General features: G+C 35.5%; 16 protein-coding genes. 6 read left to right on the top strand and 10 right to left on the bottom strand.

Translation table 11 applies throughout. The features are described 5' to 3' along the window. Window positions 1-8: 8 nt before the first annotated feature. Genes AABL87_RS05400 through AABL87_RS05375 form a run of 6 tightly spaced genes read right to left on the bottom strand, consistent with a single transcriptional unit; the run spans window position 9 to window position 8248 of the window. Window positions 9-1322, bottom strand: coding sequence for a hypothetical protein (locus tag AABL87_RS05400; protein WP_006257360.1), 1314 nt, complete (start codon window positions 1320-1322; stop codon window positions 9-11). A 31-nt stretch (window positions 1323-1353) separates the two neighbouring features. Further along, complete coding sequence (locus AABL87_RS05395) at window positions 1354-1902, bottom strand: c-type cytochrome (protein ID WP_025125387.1); 549 nt, start codon at window positions 1900-1902, stop codon at window positions 1354-1356. Window position 1903: 1 nt separating this feature from the next. Continuing rightward, window positions 1904-2431: a DUF3341 domain-containing protein gene (locus tag AABL87_RS05390; RefSeq protein ID WP_006257362.1), complete on the bottom strand. Its 528-nt coding sequence runs from the start codon at window positions 2429-2431 to the stop codon at window positions 1904-1906. A gap of 6 nt (window positions 2432-2437) precedes the next feature. Then, complete coding sequence (gene nrfD / locus AABL87_RS05385; protein ID WP_006257363.1) at window positions 2438-3847, bottom strand: NrfD/PsrC family molybdoenzyme membrane anchor subunit; 1410 nt, start codon at window positions 3845-3847, stop codon at window positions 2438-2440. Between the two features lie 38 nt (window positions 3848-3885). Then, window positions 3886-6939, bottom strand: a complete 3054-nt coding sequence (locus tag AABL87_RS05380) for a TAT-variant-translocated molybdopterin oxidoreductase (RefSeq protein WP_341277058.1) — start codon at window positions 6937-6939, stop codon at window positions 3886-3888. Between the two features lie 34 nt (window positions 6940-6973). After that, window positions 6974-8248, bottom strand: a complete 1275-nt coding sequence (locus AABL87_RS05375) for a cytochrome c3 family protein (RefSeq protein ID WP_058699267.1) — start codon at window positions 8246-8248, stop codon at window positions 6974-6976. Between the two features lie 217 nt (window positions 8249-8465). On the opposite strand from AABL87_RS05375, the gene AABL87_RS05370 reads away from it, so the two are divergent. Continuing rightward, on the top strand, window positions 8466-8846 hold the full coding sequence (locus tag AABL87_RS05370) for an SPOR domain-containing protein (protein ID WP_006257366.1): 381 nt from the start codon (window positions 8466-8468) through the stop codon (window positions 8844-8846). 141 nt (window positions 8847-8987) lie between these two features. Here the strand turns inward: AABL87_RS05370 and leuS are convergent, their stop codons facing one another. Then, window positions 8988-11801: a leucine--tRNA ligase gene (gene leuS / locus AABL87_RS05365; protein WP_341277057.1), complete on the bottom strand. Its 2814-nt coding sequence runs from the start codon at window positions 11799-11801 to the stop codon at window positions 8988-8990. A 244-nt stretch (window positions 11802-12045) separates the two neighbouring features. Here leuS and AABL87_RS05360 point away from each other — a divergent pair, with 244 nt between their 5' ends. The 4 genes from AABL87_RS05360 to truB are packed head-to-tail and all read left to right on the top strand — an operon-like array spanning window position 12046 to window position 14712. Then, window positions 12046-12927, top strand: coding sequence for a cell division protein FtsX (locus AABL87_RS05360; protein ID WP_341277056.1), 882 nt, complete (start codon window positions 12046-12048; stop codon window positions 12925-12927). Window positions 12928-12929: 2 nt separating this feature from the next. Next, window positions 12930-13172, top strand: a complete 243-nt coding sequence (locus tag AABL87_RS05355; protein ID WP_006257370.1) for a DUF3098 domain-containing protein — start codon at window positions 12930-12932, stop codon at window positions 13170-13172. Between the two features lie 14 nt (window positions 13173-13186). After that, on the top strand, window positions 13187-13993 hold the full coding sequence (locus tag AABL87_RS05350) for an undecaprenyl-diphosphate phosphatase (protein ID WP_006257371.1): 807 nt from the start codon (window positions 13187-13189) through the stop codon (window positions 13991-13993). A gap of 2 nt (window positions 13994-13995) precedes the next feature. Then, on the top strand, window positions 13996-14712 hold the full coding sequence (gene truB / locus AABL87_RS05345; protein ID WP_341277055.1) for a tRNA pseudouridine(55) synthase TruB: 717 nt from the start codon (window positions 13996-13998) through the stop codon (window positions 14710-14712). 339 nt (window positions 14713-15051) lie between these two features. Here the strand turns inward: truB and AABL87_RS05340 are convergent, their stop codons facing one another. From AABL87_RS05340 to AABL87_RS05330, 3 genes are all read right to left on the bottom strand, one after another. Continuing rightward, complete coding sequence (locus AABL87_RS05340) at window positions 15052-15594, bottom strand: helix-turn-helix domain-containing protein (protein ID WP_006257373.1); 543 nt, start codon at window positions 15592-15594, stop codon at window positions 15052-15054. Window positions 15595-15727: 133 nt separating this feature from the next. Further along, window positions 15728-16093 carry a type II toxin-antitoxin system HigB family toxin gene (locus AABL87_RS05335; protein WP_341277054.1) on the bottom strand — a complete coding sequence of 122 codons (366 nt, stop codon included), beginning with the start codon at window positions 16091-16093 and terminating at the stop codon, window positions 15728-15730. A 262-nt stretch (window positions 16094-16355) separates the two neighbouring features. Continuing rightward, the gene (locus AABL87_RS05330) at window positions 16356-17228 is read right to left on the bottom strand and encodes an AraC family transcriptional regulator (RefSeq protein ID WP_341277053.1); all 873 of its coding nucleotides are present in this window, start codon (window positions 17226-17228) and stop codon (window positions 16356-16358) included. 124 nt (window positions 17229-17352) lie between these two features. Between AABL87_RS05330 and AABL87_RS05325 the strand changes: the two genes are divergently transcribed. After that, on the top strand, window positions 17353-18402 hold the full coding sequence (locus AABL87_RS05325) for an MBL fold metallo-hydrolase (protein WP_286383774.1): 1050 nt from the start codon (window positions 17353-17355) through the stop codon (window positions 18400-18402). The last annotated feature ends 15 nt before the right edge of the window (window positions 18403-18417 follow it).

The raw sequence follows: 18417 nt of genomic DNA, 5'->3' as shown, positions 1-18417 counted from the left end.
TTTAAATATTAATAGTGAAAATGTTTACTCTCTTCAATCAATGGGTTATTCTTAGCTAATAATGGCGCTTTAGCAATTGCACTAAATCCTACATAGATAAATAATCCGATGAAGAAAATAAGTGAAGCTATCTCAGAAACACCAATAAACCAAGAACCTCCAACTGTACCAGGAGAGATCATCATAAAGAAGTCAATATAGTGACCTACGATGATACAAGATCCTGCCATTACAACAATCCAAGTTAAACGTTTGAAATCTGTATTGATCAATAATAATAATGGCAATAAGAAATTCAATACTAACATTCCGAAGAATGGTAAGTTATACTCTTGAATTCTGAAGATGAAGTAAGTTACCTCCTCTGGAATATTAGAATACCACTGTAACATGAATTGAGAGAACCAAAGATAAGTCCAGAATATACTTAATCCAAACATAAATTTAGCTAAATCGTGAATATGACTAGTATTAACATATTCTAAGTATCCTTTGTTCTTTAAATAAAGAGTAACAAAAGCGATAGTTGTAATAGCTGTTACGAAGAAACTAGCGAACACATACCATCCGAATAATGTACTATACCAGTGAGTATCAATTGACATAATCCAATCCCAAGATGCCATAGACTCAGTAACAATAAAGAATACTAAGAAAGCAGCTGAAGCTTTAAATATCTTTTTGTAGTAAGTTTGATCACCACTCTCATCTAAAGCTAAAGATTGTTTACGAGCATAAATTCTATAAAAGTTCCATCCTGCTAAATAGATAACTGTTCTAATTAAGAAGAAAGGTACGTTTAAGTATCCAGCTTTTCCTTGAATAATTGGATCTGCATCAACTACTGCTTGGTCAGCCCATATAAATAAATGGTTTCCTCCCAATACAGAAATTAATAAAATCACGAAGAATATAACTGATCCTGGTAATACATAAGCAGATAATCCTTCCATTACTCTGAATAATACTGGAGACCATCCAGCACTAGCAGCATTGTTAATAGCATAAAAAGTTAAAATACCTACAGCTACTAACATAACGAATATACAAGCTACATATAACGCTGTCCAAGGTTTGTTTTGCATTTGACCAAGAACATGTTCTAAATGTTTTTGATGTTCAGCATGATCAGCGTCAGACACAGAGTGGTCTGCAGCAGATACATGATGCTCACCACCATCATGATGAGCTTGCTCAGTTAAGATCTGCTCTACTTCAGCAGTTGTCTTAGGGGCACTGAAGAAACCATATGCAATCCCTACAAGTCCAAGAACCATAAGGACGATTGCAAAAGTCTTCAAATTTTTTGAAAATGTGTACATATCTAAACTTTCAAATAAGTTTTACAATTTATTATTCTGATTTCAATTTTAATACGTAATCTGTTACTAACCAACGTTCATGTTGAGTTAATTGGTTAGCATGAGATCCCATTGAATTCAAACCATAAGTAATTACGTGGTAGATTCCTCCTTCTGTAAGTTCTCTATCTTTATAGTTAGGAACCCCTAAGAATTTTTCTTTCTTCACTAAATTACCTTTTCCATCCCCAGCTCCTCCGTGACAAACTGAGCAGTAAATTGTATATAACTCTTTACCTTTTTCTAAATCTTTCTCCTCAGCAGATAATGGTGATTTTAGATTTAATCTAGCCATTGCTAAACCTTCTGTAGTATTCTCATACTCCTCAGGTGAAAATCCGCGTGGTATAGATCCTTCAGCAGGTAACTGACCTTCTTTACCATTTTTAAAAACTGTAGTAGGAACTTCAGAATATGTCTCATATGCAGATGACTCATACATATTTGGCATGAATTGATAGTTTGAACGTTCTTTATTAAAACAAGAAGTAGTCAAAACTGATACCCCTACTAAAGCTACTATTTTATATATCGTTTTCATTCTACAATTGCTTTTCAATTACTTTAACTTCAACTGCTCCCGTTTGTTTGAAGAACTCAATCGCTGCTGCTTCATCAGTTTTCAAAGCTACTTCCATTAAGAAGTGATCATCTGTAGTTCTAACATCAGGATTCTCAGCTTTCTTGAAAGGCCATAATTTACTTCTCATAAAGAAAGTAAGAACCATTAAGTGAGCTGCAAATAATACAGTCATCTCAAACATAATTGGAACGAATGATGGCATATTCTGAATGAAGCTAAAACTTGGTTTACCTCCAATATCTTGTGGCCAATCTACAATCATAATATAATACATCATGAATGTACCAAAAGAAAGTCCAACTAAACCATACAAGAAAGCACAAATAGCTAATCTTGTAGGTTTTAATCCCATAGCCTTATCTAGACCGTGTACTGGGAATGGTGTATAGATTTCTTCAATATGATGATGAGCATCTCGTGTTTCTTTTACAGCATGTAACAACACATCATCATCGTTGTATAGTGCGTGAATTACTTTATTACTCATAATATATTAATGATTTAAAGATTGATGATTCTCTTTGCTGTCTCTTTCTTTTTTGTAAAACTCTCCTGAAGATTTCAAGATTGTTTTTACCTCTGCTTGTGCAATTACAGGGAAACTTCTTGAATATAATAAGAATAATACGAAGAAGAAACCAATTGTACCGATGTAAATACCAGCATCTACGAATGTAGGTTGGAACATTGTCCATGAAGATGGTAAGTAATCTCTGTGTAATGATGTAACGATAATTACGAAACGCTCAAACCACATCCCCACGTTTACTACTAAAGAGATAACAAACGATGCTAAGATATTAGTTCTAATTTTCTTGAACCACATTACCTGTGGAGAAATTACGTTACAAGTCATCATTAACCAGTAAGACCACCAGTAAGGTCCTGTTGCACGGTTTAAGAAAGCGTATTGTTCATACTCTACTCCTGAATACCAAGCAACCCATAACTCAGTAATATATGCTACCCCAACGATAGAACCAGTGATCATTACAATAATGTTCATTAATTCAATGTGTTGTACTGTAATATAATCTTCTAAGTTAGAAACTTTTCTCATGATGATAAGCAGGGTATTTACCATTGCGAATCCAGAGAAGATAGCTCCTGCTACGAAATATGGAGGTAAGATTGTAGTGTGCCATCCAGGAATAACTGAAGTGGCAAAGTCAAAAGATACAATCGTGTGTACAGAAAGTACAAGAGGAGTAGCTAAACCAGCTAATACTAATGACACTTCCTCAAAACGTTGCCAGTCTTTTGCACGACCTGACCAACCAAATGATAAGATTGAGTATATTCTTTTTGTAAATGGCGTTATAGCTCTATCACGTAACATAGCGAAGTCAGGTAGTAAACCAGTCCACCAGAAAACTAATGATACTGATAAATACGTAGAAATCGCGAATACGTCCCATAATAATGGTGAGTTAAAGTTAACCCATAACGATCCGAACTGGTTAGGAATAGGTAATACCCAATATGCTAACCATGGACGTCCCATGTGAATGATAGGGAATAAACCAGCCTGAACTACTGAGAAAATTGTCATTGCCTCAGCAGAACGGTTGATCGCCATTCTCCATTTTTGTCTAAATAATAATAATACTGCAGAAATTAACGTACCAGCGTGACCGATACCTACCCACCAAACGAAATTGGTAATATCCCAAGCCCATCCAATGGTTTTATTTAATCCCCAAGTTCCAATACCTGTACCTACAGTGTAAGCCATACAACCTACTCCCCATAGAAACGCTAATAAAGCTAAAGTAAAAACTCTCCACCATAGTTTATTCGCTCTCCCTTCTACAGGTCTAGCCACATCCACAGTTATATCGTGATATGATTTCTCACCAATAACTAAAGGTTTTCTAATGGGTGCTTCGTAATGTGACGACATAATCCTTTATATGTTTCTTTAATTAATAATTCTTTTAACTAGATATTTCTAACCTTAACGTGATAGAATACATTTGGTTTTGTTCCAATGTGCTCTAATAAATGGTAAGCTCTATCTGACTCAGCTAATTTAGTAATTTCTGACTCTTTATCATTTACATCACCAAATACCATCGCTCCACTTGAACAAGCTGCAGAACATGCAGTTTCAAATTCATTTGGACGAATTGCTCTACCTTCATTCTTAGCTTTTAAGATTGTAGATTGAGTCATTTGGATACATAATGAACATTTCTCCATTACCCCTCTTGAACGAACTACAACGTCTGGGTTTAATACCATACGTCCTAAATCATCATTCATGTTGTAATCGAAAGCATCGTTCTGAGAATATAAGAACCAGTTGAAACGTCTAACTTTGTAAGGACAGTTGTTTGCACAGTATCTTGTACCAACACAACGGTTATAAGCCATATGGTTTTGTCCTTGACGACCATGAGATGTAGCAGCTACTGGACACACAGTCTCACATGGAGCGTGGTTACAGTGTTGACACATTACTGGTTGGAAAGCCACTTGTGGGTTTTCAGCTGGATGTTCTAATTCTTGGAACACTTCACGGTATTCTCCGAATCCACTTGCATTAACTTTTTTCTCGATATCTCCTGCGAATGTATCTTCTGAAGAGTAGTATCTATCGATACGTAACCAGTGCATATCTCTACTTCTTCTGACTTCTGACTTACCTACTACAGGTACGTTATTTTCAGCGTGACAAGAGATAACACAAGCACCACATCCAGTACATGCATTTAAATCAATTGATAAGTTGAAGTGATGTCCAACTGATCTATCAAATGATTCCCAAATATCAATAGTAGAAGCTTGTACAGTCTGGTGATCGTAAGAAACCACAGGTTTAATATTCCAGTCTTCAGCATCTTTTGTATTGAAGATCTCTAATGTAGTATCTTTTAAGATATCACCTCTACTCATTAAAGTGTTTTGTAACTGAACACAAGCGAACTCATGATCACCACCTACTTGAGTAATAGCAGCACTTTGTACTCCATTACAGTCTTTGTATAATGTGTAAGCATTAACACCTACTTGCATTTCTTCTTTTAATGCAGCTTTTCTACCGTAACCGAATGCTAAACCGATAGTTCCTTGAGCTTGTCCAGGTTGGATAATAGCAGGTACTTTCTCTAATTTAACACCGTTAGCTTCGATAGTTACATAGCTACCATTAAGACCACCATTAGCAACGTGATAATTTTTAATTCCTAATGACTCAGCATCAGCTTGAGCTACAGTTACGTAGTTATCCCAAGATACACGAGTGATAGGGTCTGGGAACTCTTGTAACCAAGGGTTATTAGCTTGTTGTCCGTCTCCCATACCAGTTTTAGTATAGAATACTAACTCTAAACCGTCTACTTTCTTAGCAGAAGCTAATGCAGATGCAGCAGCTGAGAAATCAGCAGAAGCACTTACTTTAGAGTTTGTTCCAACAACAGCAAAACCATCGTGTACTAATTGATTCCAAGTTTTATCAGCTACATAAGACTTACCTACATTCTTAACATAGTCATAGTATGCAGTATTGCTTCCTGACCATAATAACAATGAATCTTGTAATTGTCTAGTGTCAAATAATGGACGGATTGTAGGTTGAGTTACAGAGTAGTGACCTTTTCTAATCATTACATCTCCCCAAGATTCTAAGTAGTGTGGAGCTGCAGCAGCAACAGTAGAAAGTAAAGCTGTTTCATCTTCTTTCAATGAGAAAGAAACTGACGTTTTTACTTTTTTCAATCCTTCTACGAAAGCAGCAGAATCAGCTAAAGTATACACTGGGTTAACACCTGACATAATCAACGTGTGAACTTTACCAGCGTTCATATCTTTTACTAATTGTCCTACTTGAGTAGCATTACCTTGTCTAACATATTTTGTTTGCTCTGGTAAGAAAGCTTCAGATTGTAACGCTTCGTTGATTGCAAATACTAATAATTGAGCATTTACATCATCAAGACCTGTTACAACAACTCCTTTATTTCCAGCAGATTTAAGTTGACTAGCTGCTTTTTTAATAGCATCTTCATACTTATCTACAGCTGGAGCAGAAGCGCTTCCTCCTACGATAGCATTGTATAACTTAACTAATGCAGCTTTTTGATTAGCTACAGTTAATGGAATTCTCACGTCAGCATTAGCTCCTGATAAAGACATATTTGCCTCCATTTGGATATGCTTAGACATTTTTCCATTTTTAGGAATACGTTTTTGAGCGTAAGCTGAATCGTATCCTCCTCCTTGCCAATCTCCTAAGATATCAGCACCTACAGAAACGATTACATCAGCAGCACCGAAATCGTAATCTGCTAATCCACGTACACCATAAGCCTTCTCATAAGCATCTGCAGCAGCAGATGAAGATACAGCATCATATACAACGTGTTTAGCTGTTGGGTTAGCAGCGATAAACTCTGCTATAATTTTATCAGTAGATGGGCTAGCCATTGTATTCGTTAATAATACAACGTTTCCTCCATTTGCTTTTGCATCTTGTAGACTTGCTCTAACTTTTGCATCTACCTCATCCCATGAAGCACTTTTACCACTGATTTTAGATCCTTTCAAACGAAGGCTATCATACATTGATAAAACTGATGCGTTCACACGAGCGTTAGCTCCTGAGTAAGCATTAGCTAGTCTGTTATTATCAACTTTGATTGGACGCCCCTCACGAGTTTTGATCAGAACGTTTACAAAGTCAAATCCATCAGCAATAGTCGTTGCATAATAATCTGCAACACCAGGAATAATCTCTTCTGGCTGTACTACATACGGAATAGATTTCACAACAGGTCCCTCACATGCAGCTAAAGTTGCTGCTGCAGTAGAAAAACCTACATATTTCAAAAAGTCTCGACGAGTAGTTGATGAAGAAGACAATTTACTTTGATCTCCAAGAAATTCATCAGTAGGAATTTCTTCAACAAACTCATTGTTTCTTAGCGACTCAACAATAGAACTATTTTCATTCAGCTCCTCAACACTTTTCCAGTATTTTTTGTTTGATGCCATTGTATATATATATTAGCTTCTTATTCTTAATTTATTAATAGTGACATTTACCACACTCTAAACCTCCCATTTGAGCTACAGTCAATTTCTCAACTCCGTACTTCTCTGATAATTCTTTGTGAATTTTAGCGTAGTACTCATTGCTCTCTAACTTAACGTCAGTTTTTCTGTGACAGTCAATACACCATCCCATTGTTAATGGAGAGTGTTGTCTCATAATTTCCATTTCTTCAACTGGTCCGTGACAAGTTTGACATTCTAAACCTGCAACATTTACGTGTTGAGAGTGGTTGTAGTATGCGAAGTCAGGAAGATTGTGAATTCTAACCCACTTAACTGGCTTCTCTTTTCCAGTATATTTATTTGTCGAAGGATCCCATCCTACTGCATCATATAATTTTTGAATCTCTGCAGTATAGAACTCTGGAGTGTACTTACCGTAGTCTTTTCCAGCTTCACCTGTAAACTCATTGATATTCTCATGACAGTTCATACAAACGTTCAATGAAGGAATACCTGAAGTTTTACTAGATCTTGCAGCAGAGTGACAGTATTTACAGTCAATACCGTTATCTCCAGCGTGAATCTTGTGAGAGAAGTGAATTGGTTGTACTGGCTCATACCCTTGGTCAACACCTACTTGCATCATCCATCCATACGCGAAGTACGATCCGAATAACACTAATACGATAACAGAAACAATCACTAAAAATTTATTTTTAACGAATGCTGTACACAATGGAATTGATTTACGTACTTCAGGAGTTAATCCATTAACCTCTACTACTTTGTTTAATACTCTCTTAACGAAGAATAACATAGTTACTAGAAGCATCAATACAACAACTAAAGCTCCTAATACAATAATATTAGAAACACCATCATTGTTAGCTTGACTAGTAGCTCCACCTTGCCCATCAGTTGGAGGTGCAGGAGCAGCTTTCTCTTCTGAAGTATAAGCTAAGATATTATCAATGTCTTCGTCTGACAATCCAGGGAAGTCATTCATAACAACCTTATTCCAGTCGTTAAATAATTTAACAGCAGCAGCATCTCCAGATTTAATCAATGAAGAACTACTTTTAATCCACTTGTGTAGCCAAGCTACATCATGTCGTTCAACTACTCCACGAAGAGCTGGTCCAGTAGAATTTCCATCCAACTTGTGACATGCTGCACAGTTAGAGTTAAACAATTCCTTACCTTTTGCCACATCTTGAGCAAACGAAATTGTAGTAAACGATAGCATTAACGCTAAACAAAAGAATAAAATCTTTGAAAACGAATTATGGTTACCCACTTTTTTCATAGTTATAAAATGATTTTCAACTAAACTTGGTCTTATTTAACAGCCAATTAGACCGCTATCTTATACACCTTATTTACAAACTCCGACAAAAATACAATTTATGAGTTACTCTTAAAACCTTTACTATGCTTAAAATACAATTTATATACGTTCTAAATAACATACGATTACCTCATTATCAAGATAATTTGTAAATTTGCCATAAACATTATTCATTATGAGATTTTTAAGAAATTTTCTTGTCTTAATTCTAGTTCTATTTACTAATCACGTAATTATAGCTCAATCGTCTAAAACCACTTTAAACGAACCCTCAGCCATAAAAGAACTACTAAATAAGAAGAAAAACACAAATACGTCAACAACTGTTAACGATAAATACAAAATTCAGATTTTTTACGGCAAAAACGCAGAAGCGAGAGTTGCCTTAAACAACTTTAGAAGACTTTATCCAGATGTTAATGCTACGATAATTTATACCAATCCTTCTTACAAAGTTTTAGTAGGAAATTATAAAACTAGACTAGAAGCAGAACGCAACCTGAGAGCTATTCAAAAAGACTTTGAACTCTCACTTTTATTGCGCCCAGGCAAATAAATCACACCATATAATACAAAGGGTTATTAGTTAAATCTAATAACCTTTTTTTAATTAAAAAGAAAGCCCCAACATCACTGTTGAGGCTTTTTATTTATCTGTGATTCTAAGTACACTTTAAGACTTAAATCATTCCGTAATTTATCCAACTAAGTTAATAATCTTACCAGGAACAATAATTACTTTCTTAGGCTCTCTACCCTGAAGTTGAGCTACTGTTCTTTCGTCTGCTAAGATGATTGCTTTAATCTCTTCTTCTGATAAATCTAATGGTAACTCAATCTTAAATCTCATCTTTCCATTAAACGACACAGGATACTCTTTTGCACTCTCTACTAAGTAAGATGCATTGAATTCTGGGAACTCTGCATACGTCACAGATGTAGTATGTCCTAGCATAGACCATAATTCCTCTGCAATATGTGGAGCATAAGGAGATACCACAATTGCTAATGGTTCTAAAATAGCTCTGTGATTACATTTTAGCTGTGACAATTCATTTACACAAATCATAAACTGTGAAACTGAAGTATTGAAAGAGAAGTTCTCTATATCCTCAGTTACCTTCTTGATTGTTTTGTGAAGTGATTTATACATCTCTGCTGTTGGCTCATCATTTGTCACGATCACACCATTATCATCAGCATATAATCTCCACAATTTCTTTAAGAAACCGGCTACCCCAGAAATACCAGCTGTATTCCATGGTTTAGCTTGTTCTAATGGCCCTAAGAACATTTCGTATAGACGAAGTGTATCCGCTCCATACTCATCACAGATATCATCCGGATTCACCACGTTGAAGTAAGACTTAGACATCTTCTCAACTTCATGTCCTACGATATACTTACCATTGGCATTTAATACAAACTCTGCATTTGCATAATCAGGTCTCCATGCTTTAAATCCTTCTGTATCTAATTCTGATGAAGAATTAACTAATCCAACATAAGCATATAGCTGTTGAACCTTCTCATCCTTGATCATATCTTTAGAAATGAATTTATTTGTGCCCTCTATTCTATAAACAAAGGCAGAAGTACCTAAAATCATTCCTTGGTTAATCAATTTCTTGAAAGGCTCTTCTGTTGGAGCCACTCCCATATCTTTTAAGAATTTGTTCCAGAAACGGCTATATAATAAGTGTCCTGTAGCATGCTCACTACCTCCTATATATAAATCTACATTTTGCCAATACGCTAATGCTTCTGGAGAAGCGATATCTTCTGTATTCTGAGGATCCATATAACGCATCCAGTACCAAGAAGAACCAGCCCACCCAGGCATTGTGTTTAACTCTAGAGGGAATACCGTTACCCCATCTATCTTTTCGTTTTCTACTACTCTATTATTAATAGTATCCCACGCCCATACAGCTGCATTACCTAAAGGTGGTTGACCATCTTCTGTTGGTAAATACTTCTCTACTTCAGGAAGAACGATTGGCAAGTATTTTTTGTCAATCATCTTAGGAAGGTTGTTCACATAGTACACTGGGAATGGTTCACCCCAATAACGCTGACGTGAAAATACTGCGTCACGCAAACGGTAGTTTGTCTTTCCTTTTCCATGTCCTATTTTCTCTAATGCTTCGATAGCCTTAAGAGTAGCTTCTTTAAACCCTAATCCATTTAAGAAATCAGACTCTACTAATAAGAAACCTTCTTTCTCTGCATACGCCTCTTCTGAGATATCTTTGTCAAAGATATTTTTGATTGTAATACCGAAGTGTTTTGCAAAAGCATAGTCTCTTGTATCTCCAGCAGGAACAGCCATTACAGCTCCTGTACCGTATCCAGCTAACACATAATCACCTATCCAGATTTCAATAGATTCTTTTGTGAACGGGTGCTCCGCATACGCTCCCGTAAACACACCAGAGATAGTCTTCACATCAGCCATACGGTCACGCTCACTTCTCTTAGAAGTAGCATCTATATAAGCTTCTACAGCTTCTTTTTGTTCTGCTGTAGTAATCTTTCTTACTAAATCGTGCTCTGGAGCAAGAGTCATAAAACTCACCCCAAAGATAGTATCAGGTCTAGTAGTGAACACTTCTATCGTATCATCACTTTCTTTCAAGTTAAATACTACAGATGCTCCCACAGATTTCCCTATCCAGTTTCTTTGGCTCTCTTTAATACTCTCTGTCCAGTCGATATCTTCTAGCCCTTGAAGTAGACGCTCTGCATAAGCAGAAATACGCATACTCCATTGCTTCATTTTTTTTCTAACTACAGGGTGTCCTCCTCTTTCAGACAGACCATCTTTAATCTCATCATTCGCTAATACCGTTCCTAAAGCAGGACACCAGTTAACTTCAGTTTCTGCTAAGTAAGTCATTCTATATTTTAATAGAATCACCTCTTTCTCATCAGCTGATAACGCATTCCACTGAGCAGCGCTAAAGATCTCGATCGCATCATCAGACACAGCCTGTACATTTGCATTCCCCTCTTTTTCGAAGATAGCTACTAATGTATCTATAGATTCCGCTTTATCACTTACTTTATTATACCACGAATTGAACAATTGGATAAAGATCCATTGTGTGTGTTTATAATAATCCGCATTCGAAGTACGCACCTCTCTACTCCAGTCAAATGAAAAACCGATCTTATCTAATTGTTCTCTATAACGATCAATATTTACTTCTGTAGTCACAGCAGGATGTTGTCCTGTCTGGATAGCATATTGTTCAGCTGGCAACCCGAAGCTATCATATCCTTGTGGATGAAGAACATTAAAACCTTTTTGACGTTTATAACGAGTAAAAATATCCGAAGCTATGTATCCGAGTGGGTGCCCCACATGTAATCCTGCTCCAGATGGGTAAGGGAACATATCTAATACGTAATACTTAGGCTTGTCAACATTATTTTCTGTTTTGAAAGTTTGGTTTTCTTTCCAAAATTTCTGCCATTTAGCTTCAATTTCGTTTGGATAATACTTCATACTATTATATATATCAATTTTTATACTTTGGTTAGTTCTTCGATCACACTATAATAACCCAGAAAACTGATCTTGAATCTTAAGCAAACAAAACCATTTTTCTAACACCATTCTAAGTTTGACAAAAAAAACCGTCAATTCAGGCAAAAATAAACTATATTTATAACAATTAGAAAACTTTAATCGTTATTGTCTCAATAAAAACATTTTTGTTTGTTATTTTTACGCACTTAAAATTTGATATATGGCTAGCTCTTATGAAAAATATCAAAAGCGAAAACTAATTTCGTCTTATTTTTCAGTTATACTTAGTATTTTCTTGGTCCTATTCCTATTAGGATCGCTAAGTCTATTCGTTATTAATTCTAAAAAAATCTCTGACAACTTTAGAGAGAATATACCTATGACTATATTCTTTGAGAAGAATACTTCTAAAGCTGAATTAGAGAAATTTGGAAAGAAACTAGAAAAGCACACCTATATAAAGGAACATCGTTTCGTATCTAAAGAAGATGCTGCCAAAGAACACCAAGAGACATTAGGTGAAGACTTCGTCGATTACTTAGGATTCAACCCATTACAAGACTCTTACGATATCCACTTAAAAGGAGAATATGTTGTTAATGACAGTATAGATATAATCCTTAAAGAATTCAATGCTAATACAGCGATAAGCGATATTAAATATGACAAACAACTAGTAGATTTAGTCAATGAGAATGTAGATAAGATCACGAAGTGGGTGCTTATTATAGCAGCTTTTCTTACGGTTATATCTATGCTATTAATCAATAGTTCTCTACGTCTATTAATTTTCTCTAGTCGTTTTACGATTAAGACCATGCAAATGGTAGGAGCTACAAAGCGCTTCATCAGACGCCCATTTATCAGACATAGTATGAAGCTAGGGCTAATAGGTTCTATATTAGCTATCATTGCTATTACTGCCCTTACATTCTATGCAGACAGTAAACTACCTGATCTAAATATCAACCCTAAAGAAGATTATATGCCTCTAGTGATCGTATCCTGTGGAATATTAATCTTAGGAGGAATCATCACTAGTATCAGTACATTCTTTGCAACACAAAGATTCTTAAACCTAAAATCAGACGAACTTTATTAAATATGAAAGATCAAGATCAAAACCAGAACGTGCTTCTTTTTACGAAGAAGAACTATATTATACTACTGGTAAGTATAGCTTTAATCGCACTTAGTTTTTTCTTAATGGCTGGTGCTACTAACGATGTTCCTACAGAGTTTAATGAAGACATCTATAGCTTTAGACGTATTCACCTAGCTCCTACAGTATTCTTTATCGGGATAGGAGTAGCAGTTTATGCAATATTTAAAAAAGACAATAAATAATATAACTACATTAAATGGATTTAATACAAGCTATCCTCCTAGCCATAGTAGAGGGATTAACAGAGTATCTACCAGTATCTTCTACTGCACATATGATATTCGTAAGTTCTGCTTATGGTATTCAAGAAGACGAATTCGTAAAATTATTTCAAACAGCTATACAGTTTGGAGCTATTCTAGCCGTAGTGGCACTATACTGGAGAAAGTTCTTTGACTTCAGCAAACTGAACTTCTATAAAAAACTAGTCTTAGCAGTTATCCCTGCTCTAGTATTAGGTAAGCTATTTGACGAAGCCATTGACAAGGTATTAGGAGAGACTATCTATATCGCGATTATGTTGATTATTGGTGGTTTTGTATTAATCTTTATAGACAAATACTTTAAGAACCCTAAGACAGTTCGCGAAGAAGACATTACTGTTAAACAAGCTATTACTATTGGGTTTTGGCAGTGTCTTGCGATGATGCCAGGTACGAGCCGTTCTGCTGCATCTATCATTGGAGGTATGCAACAAGGACTTTCTAGACAAGTAGCTGCAGAGTTCTCATTCTTCTTAGCTGTGCCTACGATGGCAGCTGTGACTGTGTACTCTATTGTACTAAAAAAATATGAATCAGGAAGAATCGGATATGAGATACTACTTGACAATCCTGATAATATGAAGTTATTCTTATTAGGGAATGTTATTGCATTTATTGTATCAATTGTTGCTATTAAATTCTTCATCGGAATCATTAAAAAGTACGGTTTTAAACCTTGGGGATACTACAGAATTATAGCTGGAGCTATACTATTATTATACTTCGGATACCTTAAATAAGAATGATACAATACAATACAGAAGCCTTTCAGAGTGGGCAAATACTATTAATAGACAAACCGCTGCACTGGTCATCATTTCAGGCAGTAAACAAAATTAAATGGCTATTAAAAAAGCACTTTGACTTAAAAAAGATTAAAGTAGGACATGCAGGAACTTTAGATCCTTTAGCCTCAGGACTTCTTATCATCTGTACAGGTAAAGCCACAAAACAAATCAGTGAATTACAGGGACAAATAAAAGAATATACAGGGACCATCACACTAGGGGGTACTACCCCATCTTATGATTTAGAGACAGAGATAGACCAGACCTTCCCTACAGAGCATATTACAGAAGCTCTGCTAGAAGAAGCTAGACTATCCTTTATGGGAACTACAGAACAGCGTCCTCCTATCTTCTCTGCGCTTAAGAAAGATGGTAAACGCCTGTATGAGCACGCTCGTAAAGGAGAAGAAGTAGAGATAGCGACTAGACCTATCACCATAGAAGAGTTTGAATTAACCAAGACAGCTCTTCCGAATGTTGATTTTAGAGTCGTGTGTTCTAAAGGAACTTATATCCGCTCTCTAGCTTATGACTTTGGAAACAAAGTAAACTCTGGAGCACACCTAAGCGCCCTACGCAGAACCAAAATCGGAGACTTCGATGTCATCAACGCAGTCACTCCAGAAGAGTTCGAAGAACAGGTATTAAAAGCAATAGCTAACAATATATAATCAAAAAGCTACAAGATATCTTGTGGCTTTTTTGTTTTTCTGTGAAATCGTATTTCTGTAAAACTGTGAAATCGTTTTTTTTTATCGTTTAATCTACTATATTAATCATTTAAGTACATGATGCCCAAAGGGCAAAACTAATTACTGTTCTCTCTCTTAAAAACATCTTTAAATACTTCGATAATACACCAGCTTTTCACACAATCCAATTCACATTTATTACATCAAGGTACAGACGCATTATTATGCGTGTCACACAATACATTCATATCATCTATGTACATGGTCCTCCGAAAGACAAAACTGTGAACTATCTACCGTTAAGTATTAAACGAAAACTTAAAACACCAACCTAACTTTAGGTTTATTCAATCCTTCAACAGCTTTATTAATCTTAGCTTGATCTTCTTTAGATAAAAACCTAGGAACAAGCACACTTATATCTATCTGCAAAACCCTGTTGATTATAATCAAATCCTTCAAAGTAAAAGGTTTTATACCATTCATTAATTCTGACATATGCGTCTTACTCTTATGCCCTAGAACAAAACCTAAATTCTCTTGTGTCAAATCCAATTCCTTTAGCTTTTTTCTAATCAATTGCTTTCTTTCCTCAAAAAACATTCTCTCTACTTCAGCAATACGCTCTGCCTCATCACTCTCTCTCAATTTCTCAACAGTCAAAGTATCTACGTCACTCCATTCTTCTTTCTCATAACTCTCTATCAGCGCTCTAAGCTCCATACGCAACTTCTTTAGCTTACTATTGTCTTTAGCTAATATACGCAGTTTCCTATCTGCGATTAATGCACGCTCATACTCTAGCTCACTTCTAATCAAGCCTGACTCAACCAATGCGTCTATATCAAAATATGCCTTCATCTATTCAATGTAATTATTATTTCTCAACCACTTCTCTATTGTCTTTTTATTATTTTTAAACCCGAATTATGCAATAGACATATAAACGAAAAGTAATTATACAAAATAGGTCTGAATTAGTGATTAAAGCATACTATAGTATGGTTTTAGAGCTAATGAAAGAACTATGAAGTAGAATTGCTTTGTAGTATTTGGCTAATGCGTAATTTGGGTTAAAGATACTTTCATACTCTTGATGAGCACCAACCCATAATATAGTCGCCTCCCCTTCCTCATCAAACTCAATCAACACAAGAGCCCTATAGATATGAATATCGAAGAAATAGAACCCTTCACTGTGCACACAATCCATATCTGCTCTCAGCATATACATATCTTCTTTAGAAGAAACAAACCGTTCTAAATCCTCAATTAATTTATCAATTGCAAGGCAAAGTAATTTATTTCCAATATTCTTCTTTTTTGCTTTAAGAAGTAATTTCTTACCGATTAGCCTCATAGTTAACGATTACAAAGATACGTAAGTTCGGTTTATTACCGAACTAAAACAATTAATTATTTACTTAAAATACTAATATTAAATATTTTACAACCAAATAATCTTATCAATAATCACACCATAAAATCGTCTTTCGGTGAAACTGTGAAATCGTTTTTTTTTATCGTTTAATCTACTATATTAATCATTTAAGTACATAATGCCCAAAGGGCAAAACTGTAAACTGTAAACCCTCTACTGTAAACTGTCAACCAAAAAAACCTCACACTTTAAGTCCTCGATATTGGTTAGGTGTCATATCAGTATAACGTTTAAAATAACGACAAAACAAGGTAGTCTCCTTAAAGCCCAATTCTTCAGATATCTCATTAATACTCATCCTAGAAGACTTCAACAATGACTTCGCATATAATACAACAGCTTCACTTATCCAGTGAAGAATAGAATGCCCTGTCTGTTTGCGAATTGTGGTTGTCAAATAAGCAGTCGAAATACTTAATCTATCCGCATAAAAACTTACCGCCTTCTCCCTCTTATAGTGTTTATACAGCAACACAAAGAAATCCTCTGTAATACACTCTGCACGACTACTACTTTTTGCCTTAGATGTCAGGGTTTTCATTAATTGACTAATCTGAATAATCAATGCATAAAGCAAATGTTCTAACACATCATGCGGAGTAAAATTAACTGTGTCATAATAGCATTGGCTAATCAGCTTATAAAGTCTCTTTACAACACTATAATTTGCTTCATTTAAAGTAATCACTGGAGATTTATACAGCTGTAGATCAATACTAAAATCGTGTATCAAAGCGAGTGGAGCCACAAAGTCAAAAGTAAACATGATAGACTTCATCTTTAGATCTTCTGTAAAACTAATCGGCACCACTATAGCATTAGGCGGCAGTACGATTAGCATTCCTTTCTTTAGATGATATTCTCTCAAATTAATACTTACTTGTGCCTCACCAGCTGTCACTAATCCAATAACACAAGCATCAATACTATGAGGAATAAGCGCAAAATAGTCTTTTATATCTTCCTCTCCATTCGTTATAAAGACGCCAGACGCAGTTAGATCTGTATGATTCTTTATTATCGAATTAAAACTATATCTCTCTATTTTTTTCATCTTACTCAAATATAAATCCCATAACTACAAGATAACAAATTGCACATTATTAACCATTATATTGTGCATTTCTTTTCTAATTATCATCTTAATTTTGTATTACAAATCATTTAAACATATAGCTATGAACAACTTAAAGAAAAGAGGAAGAGTTATCCAAAAACAAAGGATAAAAGTCTACGAAATAGCAGATAATGTATTCGCTGCTATATCACCATACAGAGGAATAAGTTGGGCTAATGCTGGTTTCATTAACCGTGGAAAAGGTCTGGTATACGATACGTTCTTTGACCTATTTCATGCACAAGAAATGAAAGAGGCATATACCGAAATAAGTAATAATAAAACTCCTGCTTATGTAGTAAACTCTCACTACAATAGTGATCATACATGGGGAAACAAGGTATTTGAAGATTCGTGTATCATTATGCACCACAACGCAGTACAAGAGCGTCTCACAGAGAATATTCAATGGATGGATGCTGTCATTAAACGCGGTAAAGACTCATTAGAGTCTACTATTGGGGAGCGCTTCTTCGCTGCCGAATTTGAAGGTTTTGATTTGACAGGAGTTGAATGGATAAATCCAGACATACAAATAACTGATGACACGGTTATCAACCTTGGCAACACTGAGTTACAATTACTAAATGTAGCTCCATCCCACTCTAATAGTGATGTACTATTATGGATGCCAAAGGAGAAAGTACTCTTCGCAGGAGATGTGGTATTCAATGGCTGCTCTGCTTACAGTGAAAAAGGTATCCTAAACTGGGTAAAAGTATTAGATCGCATTATCAATGAGATCAAACCCGAAATAGTAGTTCCTGGTCATGGCGCTATATGTGGCGTAGACTTTGTACAAGAACAATACAGTTATCTCATGAATATTCTAGAGACCATAGATAAACACTACACGGAAGATATTGATGCTCTGACTATGTCTAAACTAATCGACATCACTCCTTTTACTCATTGGATACAGCCAGAGCGTATCTATGCTAGTGTAGATGCTATCTTAAAAGGCAAACGCAATCAATCTGCAATACCTAACTGGAATGAAATACCAGAAAAACTGAAACTAATGCAGGCGTATCAAAAAGAAAAATATGGAGACAGCCTAATAAACTGGAATCCTAAGTCTACATGGGAATGCGAGTATTATGAGATATAAAGTAGAATGGAGAAC

Origin of the sequence: Myroides sp. C4067 (genome assembly GCF_038039665.1) — a bacterium.
GTDB lineage: Bacteria > Bacteroidota > Bacteroidia > Flavobacteriales > Flavobacteriaceae > Flavobacterium > Flavobacterium odoratimimum.
This window is presented reverse-complemented; position numbering and strand designations above follow the sequence as displayed.

What these genes read in the sequence shown, in the direction of transcription:
- AABL87_RS05400 (WP_006257360.1), bottom strand. Translation starts at nt 1,322, where the DNA reads ATGTACACATTTTCAAAAAATTTGAAGACTTTTGCAATCGTCCTTATG.
- AABL87_RS05395 (WP_025125387.1), bottom strand. Translation starts at nt 1,902, where the DNA reads ATGAAAACGATATATAAAATAGTAGCTTTAGTAGGGGTATCAGTTTTG.
- AABL87_RS05390 (WP_006257362.1), bottom strand. Translation starts at nt 2,431, where the DNA reads ATGAGTAATAAAGTAATTCACGCACTATACAACGATGATGATGTGTTG.
- nrfD (WP_006257363.1), bottom strand. Translation starts at nt 3,847, where the DNA reads ATGTCGTCACATTACGAAGCACCCATTAGAAAACCTTTAGTTATTGGT.
- AABL87_RS05380 (WP_341277058.1), bottom strand. Translation starts at nt 6,939, where the DNA reads ATGGCATCAAACAAAAAATACTGGAAAAGTGTTGAGGAGCTGAATGAA.
- AABL87_RS05375 (WP_058699267.1), bottom strand. Translation starts at nt 8,248, where the DNA reads ATGAAAAAAGTGGGTAACCATAATTCGTTTTCAAAGATTTTATTCTTT.
- AABL87_RS05370 (WP_006257366.1), top strand. Translation starts at nt 8,466, where the DNA reads ATGAGATTTTTAAGAAATTTTCTTGTCTTAATTCTAGTTCTATTTACT.
- leuS (WP_341277057.1), bottom strand. Translation starts at nt 11,801, where the DNA reads ATGAAGTATTATCCAAACGAAATTGAAGCTAAATGGCAGAAATTTTGG.
- AABL87_RS05360 (WP_341277056.1), top strand. Translation starts at nt 12,046, where the DNA reads ATGGCTAGCTCTTATGAAAAATATCAAAAGCGAAAACTAATTTCGTCT.
- AABL87_RS05355 (WP_006257370.1), top strand. Translation starts at nt 12,930, where the DNA reads ATGAAAGATCAAGATCAAAACCAGAACGTGCTTCTTTTTACGAAGAAG.
- AABL87_RS05350 (WP_006257371.1), top strand. Translation starts at nt 13,187, where the DNA reads ATGGATTTAATACAAGCTATCCTCCTAGCCATAGTAGAGGGATTAACA.
- truB (WP_341277055.1), top strand. Translation starts at nt 13,996, where the DNA reads ATGATACAATACAATACAGAAGCCTTTCAGAGTGGGCAAATACTATTA.
- AABL87_RS05340 (WP_006257373.1), bottom strand. Translation starts at nt 15,594, where the DNA reads ATGAAGGCATATTTTGATATAGACGCATTGGTTGAGTCAGGCTTGATT.
- AABL87_RS05335 (WP_341277054.1), bottom strand. Translation starts at nt 16,093, where the DNA reads ATGAGGCTAATCGGTAAGAAATTACTTCTTAAAGCAAAAAAGAAGAAT.
- AABL87_RS05330 (WP_341277053.1), bottom strand. Translation starts at nt 17,228, where the DNA reads ATGAAAAAAATAGAGAGATATAGTTTTAATTCGATAATAAAGAATCAT.
- AABL87_RS05325 (WP_286383774.1), top strand. Translation starts at nt 17,353, where the DNA reads ATGAACAACTTAAAGAAAAGAGGAAGAGTTATCCAAAAACAAAGGATA.